Genomic DNA, 12,458 nt, shown 5'->3' on the forward strand with positions numbered 1-12,458 from the left:
CAGAGAAGAAAGAGAAATGAAGTCAAAAAGCAAACGCAAGCCTTCAGGAGAAATACGGCAAAGCCAAATTATTTCCACCTTTGGCCCTGGCTCAATGGTGGACTTACCAAATTACTCAGTAATTATCGGCGGACTCAACCATTGGCGGGGTAATAGACAGCGAATTTACGAAGACCGCCTTGCAGCCAGAGTTGCCGAGATTTTGGGTGTCAGAGACATTACCATGTATGCGCCACCTACGGACGAGCAAGACCCAAGCGCCGCCAGAAGTGGAATTTCAGCTTTTACCTTCCCCACTTGGTTTGTTGCCCAAGTAGAAGAAACTTGGACTTCCCCTAACGGCAAAGAATATCGTACCCGTCCTCTGATACCTTGGGGTAGTTTAGTTAAAGGTAAATACCTCAGCGATACCAAAAAGAAAATACCAGTTGTCCCGGTTCGCTTTGTCCAAGCCTGTGTGAACGGACACATCAGCGATATCGACTGGTATCGCTTTGTCCACAGCAATAGCGATCCTTCCAGTAAATGCCGGGGGCAGCTTTGGCTTGACGAACGTGGTTCTGGCAATGATTTCGTAGATATCTTTATTCGCTGTGAAGCCTGCGGCACTCGTCGTCCTCTCTCTGATGTAACAGTACCCAATAGCAAAATTTTGGGTCAATGTCTGGGGAATCGTCCTTGGCTAGGGCCAAAAGCTTTTGAACCTTGTGTTTCCCGCCTCACTGGTAAACAAGAGTACAACCGACTTTTGGTAAGGGCTGCAAGTAATACCTACTTTTCGCAAGTTTTGAGCGTTATCTCCCTCCCAGACTCAGACGCAGCAATGCGAGAAGCAGTTAATTTGGTTTATGAAGACTTTCTTCAGTATGCAGAAAGTTCAGATGATATCAAAAGAGAACGACGCAAACAAAAAGTTGCTAATGCTTTAGAGGGATTTAGCGATGAAGCTGTGTGGTTAGAAATACAGCGCAAGCAAAGCGGACAAGGAGACCAAGATAAAAGCATCAAGCAAGTGGAAATTGAAACACTGCTTTCTAGCCCAGAAGAGATGGGAGAAGATGCTCCAGATGGTGACTTTTATGCCCGCGCCCGCAAGTTAACTAGTTTGCCCCCATTATTATCGTCTCGTATTGACCGGATTATTTTAGTGCATCGCCTACGAGAGGTCATTGCCCAAGTCGGGTTTACCCGCTTTGAACCTGCAATGCCTGATATTGATGGCGAACTGGCTCTGGATGTGCGACGGGCAGCCCTTGATATTGAACCAAGCTGGGTTCCTGCCATAGAAAACCGTGGCGAAGGCGTATTTATCAGCTTTCAAAAACAGGCAATAGAAAATTGGGTAAAGCAGCCTGCGGTACAAAAACGTGGGCTGGAATTGCTGAGGGGCTTCGAGGTGTGGCAAAAGCGCAAGGCGCAAGAGGACGCTAAATTCCCCGGATTACCTTATATTATGCTGCACTCCTTGTCACACCTGTTGATTACAGCAGTATCCCTAGAGTGCGGTTATGCTGCTTCATCAATTCGTGAACGCATTTATGTTGGTGAAACAGGCTATGGAATTCTTTTATACACTGGTTCACCTGGGTCGGAGGGAAATTTGGGGGGTCTGGTACAAATTGGCAAGCGAATTGAGTATCACCTAACTACAGCATTAGAATCGGGAAGGCTATGTTCCAATGACCCTGTTTGTGCCCAACACCAGCCAGACAATGTACAAGAGGAGCGTTTTTTGCATGGTGCAGCCTGTCACGGTTGTTTGTTAATTGCTGAATCTTCCTGCGAACGTGGTAACGAATTTCTCGACCGGGCGCTTGTAGTACCTACAGTTGAGGGTTTGGGTGCTGAGTTTTTTCTAAATCAGGAAATGTGATGGCAGCGTTTCTCCAACTGAGCCGACCAGTTTTGATCAGTTTGGCTACAGCCCTTGAAACAGGAAGACTTCATCCACCTTTTACTATATCAATTATTAAAACCTACGTACCGGAAATTCTCAGTGGCGGTATTGTTGAGGAACTTAATCGACTCAATGCAATGGGTGCTACTTCTGACCACATAGCTTATACATTGCGCCTGCTAGCAGCAGAACGGTCAGCATCTCAGGAAGTACACGACAGAGTAGAGTTGGTTTGGACAGGACAGGAAGTCGTCGGTTCTCAAAGCCGCGATACTAGCGTTGTCGTGCGCGAGTTATTCAGCACAGCCAAAAGTAGCATCCTTATTTCTAGTTTTGCTGTTGACAAAGGGAAAAAAGCACAAGCTCTGTTTGGTGTCCTGGCTTCCCGGATGGATGCGAATCTAGAACTAAATGTCAGGATGTTCCTTAACGTGAAGCGATCGCACAACAATAAATTACCAGAGTCAACGCTTTTAAAAGAGTTTGCAGACACCTTTCGTAAAGAAATCTGGACGGGACAACGCTTACCAGAGGTGTTTTATGACCCCCGTTCCCTCGCCCCAGGTGCATATACAAAAGCCTGTCTTCACGCCAAATGCGTTGTCGTAGATGAAGAACGCTTGCTTGTAACTTCAGCCAACTTTACTGAAGCCGCCCACGAACGCAATATAGAGGCTGGTGTACTAATTGATGACCCTGTAGCTGCTAAAGGAATGCGATCGCAGTTTGAAACCTTGGTGGCAAAGAATATACTACGTCGAGTACCGGGAATTTGATAATTTAGTGTAATCAGTTACTCCTCTTTTGTTACTCTAGGTCAATAAAATAATAACCAAATTTTTAATTGTAGAGAAAGCAAGCATTTGAGCGTTTATTTTCTAACAGAATGCCTGAAATCAAAATTTTTGGTAAAAGTCTTATGCTATGGGCATTTCAGATTATTCACTTCCGAAAGTAACAAAAGCGTCCGAGGAAAATGATCGCATTTCCAATGGATGTAAAGAAACCATTCTTGTTATGTCATTTTAATTTTTTTAACTAACTCATTTACTTGGTTGCTTAAAACCGCACTTTCCTTTGTCGTTAATACTTTGTCAGATACTCCAAGTTCTTTGTAAATTTCCTTTTTCTCCTGCCAATTTTCGTTGTATTGCTCGTTACCTAAAAGCCCAAGGTGTTCCCAATACCAAACATTGCCATTATGTCTGATTGTGAAGTCAGGTTCTTTCCATTGATATTCATTATAAAAAAGTTTTTCTTCATATTGAAAATCAATATTTGAATGATAAAGAATATTTGCAATTATTACTTCTGATTTTGAACGAACCCAAATCCCATTTTCAGCCTGATGTATCTTATTTAGTGAATGTTTACTTACGCCTAAATATCTTCCAATATCTTGGTGCATTGAAATTGAACTGTCAAAGTTATCAAGGAGATAAACGAGATAGTCTAATAAATTATGTTTATACTCTCTTTTACTTGCAGTTTCATTACTAATTGTTTCAATTTGCTCATCAGTAAGATATTCTTTTGTTGCTTCAATAATTAAGCATTTGTCAAGATTTTTAGCTAATTTTGCCTCATTATCAACTAATGCTTTATAGGTTATGTTGAAAAATTCTCGACAAGTAAGTTTTGAGAATTCGGGTTTTAACAATACAGGAACAACCATTCCCGTTCTTGTAGATTCAATTATTGACTTCAACATAGGGTTTGAGTTAGTTTTGAAAACTTTTAAGCCTGTAAAGCCTTTGCCTTCTATCGTAATTGCACCGCAATTCAAAAAATAAGGTAGAGCCGATTGTAATTCTTCTTCTGCAAAATATTGCAAAGTCTTTTTACCAACTTCATTGTTGGTTGCCTTTTTGAACAATTCTTTGATTTGATCCCCTTGAGGAAATGATTTGTCGATAAAGTGTGTTTTTCTTACCTGAACATTTTTATTAGAATAAAGCATATAAGAAATAGCACCATTTTGGTCTCTTCCTGAACGTCCAATTTCTTGATAATACTGCTCAATAGATTCGGGTATCATAAAATGAATTACAACTCGAATATTGGGAATATCAATACCCATTCCAAAGGCATTTGTTGCAAAAACTAAATTGGTTGAACCATCTCTAAACTCGTTTAGAACACTTTGCCGTTCGGAGCTACTCATATCTCCATGAAATGATAATGCCTTTAGCCCCTTTTGATTTGCAGTTTCACACAAATCTTCCACACCACCTTTGTGGTATTTACGATATAAATAAACCAATACTTTCTCGTTGGTGTGGTTATCTATTATTTGCCAAAGACGATCTTTCTTTTCTTCTTCGTTTGATAACTTCTCAACTTTCAAATCAATATCAAATCTTAACAATACATCATCTTTGATGATAGAACTTTTCTTAATTTTAAAATCAGTAGTAATATCAATAAGCTCTTTTGGATTTATTGTGGCTGTCAAACCTAAAATTGTTGGCCATTTATCTGAAAAGACTGAATTAAGAAAAGTTGGTATATGCTTGTAAAATGGTCGGAAATCAAATCCCCATTGGCTTATACAATGGACTTCATCAATAACTACTAATTTGATTTTATTTATCTGCAATGAAATACAGTATTCAAAAAATCCATCTGTCGCCATCCTTTCTGGACTAGCAAAAATGAAATCAGGTTTAGATTCACCCTTAGCAAATTTTTTTAATTGCTTCATTTGTTCTGAAACTCCCATACCACTGTGAATAGCTAAGACTTCAAAACCTTCTTTTTCGAGTTTTTCTGCCTGTTCGTCAATAAGTGCTATCAATGGCGAAATAACTAAACAAGTTCCTTTTAGTGCTTTTGCAGTAACCCAATAAATGAGGGATTTCCCACCACCTGTCGGCATTACTGCTAATGTTGAACCATTCTCTATAAGATGGTTAATTACTTTTTCTTGAAATAGTTTTAAAGAAAACACACCTGCTAAAGCAGGAAACTCTTTTTCAAAAACTTCTTTTGCTTTAGTATTCATAATGATAGCTTTCTGCTTTCTTCTTTAAATCGTCAATTTCAGACTGATGAGTTCTTGCGACAAATGAGAGAAAGCTATCCACTGGAACAAATCTATATTCAATAGGTAGGCTTACTCCATGCTTTGCATAAAGCTCTTTTAGTTGCTGATAAATTCTAATAGCGTAAAATGAAAACAAGGCATACGGATAAAAATAATTTTGCTGAGTTGTTCCTTCTCTCGCATTGATCATAAGAAACTGAGAGTCTTCTTTACAACCAAACTTTTTCTTACTGCTTAAATAATATAATGCCCAAACAGCTTCTCTGCTTCTATTTGGATACATTTCAGGAAAAAGCTTGTAAATAAAATGACTTTTAATTCCCCCGCCAATTACTCCGTAAACTGTGTAGGCTTCTCCATCCAACTCATAATATCCCAAATCATAGCATGTCTCAATTTCTTCAAATTCATTTTCTTCATACCACTCATTACGCAATTTATTTGCTAATTGAACAAGGTTAGATACTACTTCAAATAATTGTCCTGCTTGCGCGGTGTTGAATGCTGCACGAAACTTATCAAGTTCCTTAGCTTGTTTGTTTTGCAGTGTTTTTCTGATAATAGGAATGTTATTTCTTAAAACTGTATTTTTAAAGGAGTTAACATCTTTTTTATATTCTTTTTCTAGTGATTCTAAGTGAAGGATATCTTGATAATCTAGGCGTTCTTTTTCATAATGTTTGATTGATTCTTTCAAAAGCCTTTCTAGAATTTTTTTTGTGTCTTTTGGCTTGCTTTTTGGTTTGCAGGTAGAACCAAATTTTACAGCGAGCTTTTCAATTTCGCTTTCTTGTATTGAATTTCCGCCTTCTGTATCAATATATTGTTGGAAGTAAGTCGGGATAACTTGTTTCATTTCATCCCATACCTTTTCAATATGGTCTTGATCATAACAAATTTCTTCAATGTTGTTCGGATAATACATATTCTAGATTTTGCCTTTTAGTTAGCGGGACTTGAACAAAAAAGATCCGTTAGTTGTTTTATGGTTACACGGGTCATTGTCTACACTTGTCTGTAACGTTTGTGTATAATCATTATGTTTATATTTTTATAGTGGAATCAAAAGCCGTATTCTTAGTGTTCCCACAAACTGAGCAAATATAACACCCGCTGCAAACGTTAAGTTGATAAGCAAAAGTATTGGGTTACTTCTTGGAACAAAAAATACTATATTTGCAGGATTTTTTATTTTTTGATTCAGTTCGTAACCACATTATCTGCAATGGTAATGCGGTTAACTTATTTTATTTCAATGAATATAGCTTTTTCGCAATAATATTATTCCATTAACTGTCCAAAAGGACAGTTTTACCTTCATTGATTAACTCGATTCAAATAAATATTTTCTTTATTGAAAAATAACAACATTCCATGTGGATTATCTAAAGATACATCTTTATTACTATTGTGATTCTGCAGCTCATTCCCTTGTAAATCCTGACTTGAAAGTGAGTACACATCAGTTGCAACAAGCTTATATCCTTGAGTATTCAAATAACCAACTAGTTTATCAGGCATGACATGAGATGCACCGTAAATTGGTAACAAATTATGTTCAATTTTATCCTGGTCTAAAATATTTAATTGCACAACACCTGTACGACAAAATATATCAAAATAAATCGGCTCAAATAAGCCACTTGTAGTAATTTCTATTGAATTTAATTCCATCGCTAGTTGCTCTACACTCGCAAAATTCCGCGACCACGGGTTGCCCATTAAAAATAGCCTTATCGATATTGCCTCTGGCTGTACTTTCACAATATCGAGTAATGTTCTCGTAACAGCATCTGGTTGTAAGTAATCTAACACTCCATGAACCGAAACTAGCCGCAGGCTATTAGGAGCGTAAAGTTTTGTCAGTTCTAGTTCTGCTAGATTGCGATCGCAAAAATAATTTAACTGTAGGTTTGGGTATTGGCTGCGTAAAGCTAAAAACTTTTCTGGCGGCTCAGTAGCAATGTCGTAACAGTCGATTGTCGGAAGTTGGTAGCGCGTTAAGTCAACTCCCTCAAAACCAAAAAAAACTTCACGTTCGGCAAAACCTGCACCCAAGATAGCTGCACTATCACCATTACCTGAAAGAATCGCTTCCCAGGTGAGGGGATAAACATTGGGGGTAAGTTCTAAAAGTCTAGCTCGACTAATCTCTAGAATATTGCCACTGCCCTTGTTTTCTAGGAATCTTACTGCCATAAAACCTCGCTATATTATGAAATAACCTTGGGACGACTGATTAGGGCGATATCTTTACCTTCGCCCAAACGGTACACTTCTGTGCGATCGCCAACATCAATTTCAAAAAACCGATAGCTTGTAGTAAACCGCGCCCACGGTGCCAAAGGATTAATTTTTGGGAGATTGGTTGTTGCTTGGTAAGTAATTTCAAACCCCGCTCCCCCATCTTGCTTGAACATCCGCAAAAAACATTCATAGTCTCTAGCGTGCCAAAAATCAGTTGTTCGGCGACGCACCACATCTTGTGAGTCAGAACTCATCGCCCGTGCTGCTGATGCGGACACGATTAATTGCAAATTGTCAGACATTCGCGTTAAAGCAAGTTTCTTGTCTGGGTTTGAGAATATTTCATCAACAATTGGTTTAAGCTCAGGGTGCAAACAAGTTTCGGCAATGTAAAACCCTGAATACTTGCTGATATCTTTCTCAAATTCCCGATCAACTAGTTTTTCTGAATCACAACTAACCGACTTTCGTAAGCTCGCAAAAATTAAGTCTTCGTATAACTTCTGCTGCGATGCTGGCGCTGCTGCAAGAATTTTGAATGCAGACCCACGCATCCCCTGAATTCCTATCAAAGCACAGGTACAATCGAGGGATGCCGCCCACATTGCTAGAAATTTTCGATAGTTGGTATAAAGCATTAATGCTTCCTGGTAGTCAGGAGCTTTAATTTTGAGTAGATGCTTTACTGGGTTGGGTTTAATTTCCCATCCAGGCTTGCATAGTAAAGTCCACAACGTTGAGGAATCTTCAATGGCATCCATGCATTTATCCCCTCAGCAAATTAATGACAATTATTGGTCTGTCCGTTCTTGTCAAACCTCATGCGGGATATCAAATCCTTAAGATGGGCTGGATCTACACCAAACCTATGAGCAATGTCATACTCCTCATCTTCAGTTGGCGGTGCATTTAGTGTAAGTAAATGCTCCAAAAAAGGTTGCGACCCCCCTAAAGGCAAACCATCATCCGTAAAAGGTAACCTATGTTCGTGCATTGACTGCTCAAATACCGCAGGGCGGGTATTTTGTAGCCACGCTACAACCTCACCAGGTTTTGGCGGCTCTATCCCCAGTCGATCGCATTCTTCTAATAACTCGTTTGATAATTGCGATTCTACTGCGGAGACGCTGTGCGATCCTCCTTGAAGAGCCGCCAAGGGCGAACGCACCACCAAATCCTGCAACCACTCCTGTAGTTTTCCTGTCTCTGGTAACTGCAAATCCAGCGTCTGACAAGCAGCTGAAAGTTCTTGTCCAATAGCAGCATTAACATATAACTGCCCCAACCAAGTAGCAAATTCCTCATTTTGAGGTAATTCTATCCCTTGTTCAAAGCTAAAAGTTTGCAGTTTCTTTCCTAAACGAATTCTTTCTAAAAGCTTTGTACCAGTATCTTCTTCATCATTAATAATTTGAGGGTCATTTGACCCAAAAGCCATTTTGTCTAAAAGCCAAATAGCTATTTGTCCTGATTTTGGAGCTGACAAATTTAGAGTTTCACAAGCAATCAGCAGCTCAGTTCCCAAAGACGTATAACTTGCAAGCCACTCCTCTAAATTACCTGACCGAGGAGCAGTAAGTCCCTTTTGAGATAAACCAACAAGCTCTAAACCCAAATTCACCAAGTTCCTAACTACCATTGACAAGCTTTTACCCATATCAGGTATTAGCTTCTCAATTTGACCTCGCATTTCAACACTAATATGAACTGTCACGCGGTCTTTCTCTGCATCTACAGGACGACCACGCTTCGGAGGTAGCTTCGGGTTTTGTTCGGGCTGTTGTTTACTCATGTTACTTCAGTCTATCGGAACCACAAAGCATATTTGAAGCCTTTGTATGCTAAATCGTTAATAAACGTAACTATTTAGCAGTGCATAATTGCTTTTACACTGCTAAATAGTTACAAAATGTAAATAAAACACATACATAATTAGTTGATTTGGTATTCTTCAATCAAAAGCACAAAAAAGTTGAGATGGCAGAAAAACACCTGTTTCAATCAAAATTTCTGCACGAGTCCAATATGAAATACTGCGAAATCTTCAAAAACTTGCCCAAAGAAGGCTTAGAACCAAGACAATTTCTACGCCACTGTTTTGATATCGCTGAACTCAGTCCCCCAGAACTTCTCGAAGAAGAAACCGACTCACAATACCGCAAAAAATGTATCACTGTACTATGTGCAGTCTTAGGTGTACAAAGACCAACAGTTCGCAAGTGGGGAAGTGACCTCAACTTTGACGGGATGCCCAACTACTGCAAAGTTTCACTTGCTTACATTCACGCTGCCGAAATCGTGCCAAAGCAGCTAAAGAGCGTCTTGAGAGGAGAATATAGCGCACTGGAAGTAAATGCTCAAACGTTTCTAGAAAAAATACTCCTTCAAGGGTTAACTGAACAACAAGTACTACAAACTGTGTCTCACGCCAATTTTCGCGCAACTTGTGTCAAAACTCTCACGCAAGTATTACATATTGGCACCAAGTCAGTCCAAGATTGGGGTCAGGATATGTCGTTTCACAAAATGCCCAAAATTCACAAGCACACCTTGGGCTATGCCTTGGCTGCTATCTCCAAATCATCATCAGAAAATTGGGAAAAAGCGGCCTGACTTATTTAACTAGTCGAATTAGGAAACTTGGTCTTAGAGATTAAGACCGCGCATACAATATCATGACTACAACAACTTTTGCAAATAATTCATACGTCGAGCAGCATCAGGTAGACTCCAATCCTACCACCCACATAGAGCAAAGTACCCTAGAGTACCTCCATACGGCTTTCCTACTCTACGAGTACAAGCAGACTTACACCAAAAAAGAATATCGCGCACTATTAGAAGAGTACGGTTGGGATAAGGGCAGTGCTGAGGAAAGGCGATCGCTCCGAATTGCCGAGAATTTTCAAGCATTTATCAGTTGCCCGGAACACTTAGCGGTTTTACCAATATCGCTACTACTTCGGTTATGTTCTGTGAACTACAAAATCCTAATTGATGAATTGAAAGATATTCCTATTGGTGGATTGACTTGTGGATTAGTGTTAGAACTGATTGAGAAAAGAAGATTATTTCTCAGAGCCATGAATCAAGAAAGAAAAGATGGCAACTGGCGAGCAACACCAGATGGAAATAGATATTACACCTTCGGCAAAATTATGGAGGATGACCACCAAACAGGAGTGTTTACCGAGAAGTTAATAGAGGAATTGGGACTGTCACCGCAGCGAATTGTCAGAAAGGCGATCGCTGACCTATATGAAAAGCATCAAGCTGAAATAGCCAAGAATGAAATCGGCTCTTTTGAAGAACTAATCCCTTGTGAACAACCCACTAACACCATAGAAGAATTGATTCCTGCCAACGATGAAAGTGTCGTCAACCCAATAAACCTTGAGGTAATGCAGCGAGAACTTGAAACCTTGTGGCAAAGGGATACAGAAGAATACCTGGAAGAACCTGAAGAGTCGGACATTGACTTTGAAGAAGATGAGATTCAGGCAGTGGAAAGTACATTTGTTGAGATGTTCGGTACAAATCAAGTCCCAGCAACTGATGCAGAAGTCCTCGCAGACATATTGCGGAAAGCTTCAGATTATTCCTCAGTGCGCTGGGGACTATGGCAATATCAACAAGCTAAAGAAGAAGCTTGGAACCTCCTCTCGGATTCGGAAAGGAAATCTGTATGGCAGATGCTTCCAGAGGCAATCAAAAAGCTTAGTAATGCCAAGCGTGAAGGGTTGATTATCAATTTTTATGAGATGGAGTCAGGAGGAGTATATAAAGTCTTTACTACAGATTACCCATTAATAGAAGAAACAATTAGTAATAGTCGGTTAGACAGATGGTTGGCAGACTTAAAACTCAGGCATAACTCCGATTGTAATTAATGTGTGTTTAAAGCCAAGTGCAAGAAGTTAACATTAATTAGAATCTCGATGAACTCAACAGCAACAAACAAAAAAATAGCTGTTAGCCTATTCTCCGGGGTGGGTGGATTTGACTTGGGATTTAAAGCAGCAGGATTTGAAATAGCGATCGCCATTGATAATAATCCCATCGCCCTAGCATCGTACCAACATAATTTCCCGCACGCCACAGTCTTGTGCAAAGACATTCGGGAGGTGACAGGGGAAGAAATACGCGCCTGTATTCAGACAAAGTACATAAATTGGGACGGGGAAATTCATACCGTTTTTGGTGGCCCACCATGCCAAGGATTTAGTGTTGCCGGACTGCAAAATGTTGAAGATGAGAGAAACTCGTTGGTAGGGGAGTTTGTTCGGCTGGTGTTGGAACTTAATCCCCTTGCGGCAATCATGGAGAATGTGCCGGGGATTGAGAATCAGAAGTTTGGCACCATCACCGATTCCCTCCAAGCAGTGCTAGAAGAACATTATTTTCTCTCAAAGTGGAACCTCACCGCTTCAGATTACGGGGTTCCCCAGGCGAGAAAAAGGGTGTTTTTTGTTGCATCTAAGTTTGGAGAAATTATACCGCCGGAGCATCAACCTCAACATACAGTTAGAGATGCGATCGCGGACTTGTCGCCAGTTCCCCTACTCCCCAAGCAAAACACTCAAGAATGGCATCCAGATTGGGTGAAGGGAGAATATGCTAAATATCTTGAAAAAATATTCCCAAATCTTGGTATAGTAACTAACATTGAGACGGGATTCGCAGCGACAACACATACACCAGAGGTAATTCAGCAATTCATCAACACTCCTCCAGGTGTGAGAGAAGCTAAATCCAAGTCAAAAAAGCTGCAATGGGATGGATTCTGCGTGACGTTAAGAGCGGGGAGTGGCAACCGCACCGCATTACGTCCCCTCCATCCAGAACAGCCACGGGTTATATCTGTAAGAGAAGCTGCTCGCTTGCACAGCTACCCCGATTGGTTTAATTTCAGCGAGGCAATACTCCACGCCCAAAGAGAAATCGGAAATTCGGTACCCCCATTGCTTGCATATGCTGTGGGAATGCAAGTTAAAGAACATCTAGAATGCAATATCACTTATCAGATTAAGTGCCAAAATTGGCAAAACTGCCTATTTTTACCAATTTCTTGCAATTTTAAGAATCTATTCGTTTTTGTCAATGAAATACTGTCTTTAAGCAGGTTAAGCAAAATCAGCAAAGAGCGATCGCCTCCACATCTGGCTAAAAGAAAGCAAAGAGCAGATGTTAGGATCAACATTAACTTTATTAAGGAGCGGAAACTACTAAAGAATATTCAGGGATGCAGTGATTGTTAGTTGACCTTTT

Annotated in this window: 10 protein-coding genes; 5 read left to right on the plus strand and 5 right to left on the minus strand. The window is 40.1% G+C overall.

From position 1 onward, the window contains the following. The first annotated feature begins 16 nt into the window (after nt 1–16). Nucleotides 17–1,873, plus strand: coding sequence for a DUF1998 domain-containing protein (locus tag RMY16_RS01815; protein WP_322734919.1), 1,857 nt, complete (start codon nt 17–19; stop codon nt 1,871–1,873). Then, complete coding sequence (gene drmC, locus RMY16_RS01820) at nt 1,873–2,673, plus strand: DISARM system phospholipase D-like protein DrmC (protein WP_322734920.1); 801 nt, start codon at nt 1,873–1,875, stop codon at nt 2,671–2,673. The genes RMY16_RS01815 and drmC overlap by 1 nt, the downstream gene beginning before the upstream one ends. Before the next feature lie 239 nt (nt 2,674–2,912). Here drmC and RMY16_RS01825 read toward each other — a convergent pair whose 3' ends face one another. From RMY16_RS01825 to RMY16_RS01845, 5 genes are all read right to left on the minus strand, one after another. Further along, a complete protein-coding gene (locus RMY16_RS01825; RefSeq protein ID WP_322734921.1) occupies nt 2,913–4,901 on the minus strand; it encodes a RecQ family ATP-dependent DNA helicase in 1,989 nt (662 codons plus the stop codon). Beyond that, nucleotides 4,891–5,868: a hypothetical protein gene (locus RMY16_RS01830; RefSeq protein WP_322734922.1), complete on the minus strand. Its 978-nt coding sequence runs from the start codon at nt 5,866–5,868 to the stop codon at nt 4,891–4,893. The genes RMY16_RS01825 and RMY16_RS01830 overlap by 11 nt, the downstream gene beginning before the upstream one ends. A 392-nt stretch (nt 5,869–6,260) precedes the next feature. Then, on the minus strand, nt 6,261–7,142 hold the full coding sequence (locus RMY16_RS01835; RefSeq protein WP_322734923.1) for a hypothetical protein: 882 nt from the start codon (nt 7,140–7,142) through the stop codon (nt 6,261–6,263). A gap of 14 nt (nt 7,143–7,156) precedes the next feature. Further along, nucleotides 7,157–7,951, minus strand: a complete 795-nt coding sequence (locus tag RMY16_RS01840) for a hypothetical protein (RefSeq protein ID WP_322734924.1) — start codon at nt 7,949–7,951, stop codon at nt 7,157–7,159. Nucleotides 7,952–7,971: 20 nt separating this feature from the next. Continuing rightward, nucleotides 7,972–8,982 carry a hypothetical protein gene (locus RMY16_RS01845; RefSeq protein ID WP_322734925.1) on the minus strand — a complete coding sequence of 337 codons (1,011 nt, stop codon included), beginning with the start codon at nt 8,980–8,982 and terminating at the stop codon, nt 7,972–7,974. Between the two features lie 233 nt (nt 8,983–9,215). Here RMY16_RS01845 and RMY16_RS01850 point away from each other — a divergent pair, with 233 nt between their 5' ends. The 3 genes from RMY16_RS01850 to RMY16_RS01860 all read left to right on the plus strand — a co-directional run bounded on the left by RMY16_RS01850 (nt 9,216) and on the right by RMY16_RS01860 (nt 12,448). Further along, nucleotides 9,216–9,803: a hypothetical protein gene (locus RMY16_RS01850; protein WP_322734926.1), complete on the plus strand. Its 588-nt coding sequence runs from the start codon at nt 9,216–9,218 to the stop codon at nt 9,801–9,803. Nucleotides 9,804–9,865: 62 nt separating this feature from the next. Next, nucleotides 9,866–11,080, plus strand: a complete 1,215-nt coding sequence (locus RMY16_RS01855; protein WP_322734927.1) for a hypothetical protein — start codon at nt 9,866–9,868, stop codon at nt 11,078–11,080. A 48-nt stretch (nt 11,081–11,128) separates the two neighbouring features. Next, nucleotides 11,129–12,448, plus strand: a complete 1,320-nt coding sequence (locus RMY16_RS01860; protein ID WP_322734928.1) for a DNA cytosine methyltransferase — start codon at nt 11,129–11,131, stop codon at nt 12,446–12,448. Nucleotides 12,449–12,458: the final 10 nt, after the last annotated feature.

Origin of the sequence: Nostoc sp. DedQUE12b, assembly GCF_034530835.1 — a bacterium.
In the GTDB taxonomy this organism is placed as follows: Bacteria; Cyanobacteriota; Cyanobacteriia; order Cyanobacteriales; family Nostocaceae; genus Nostoc.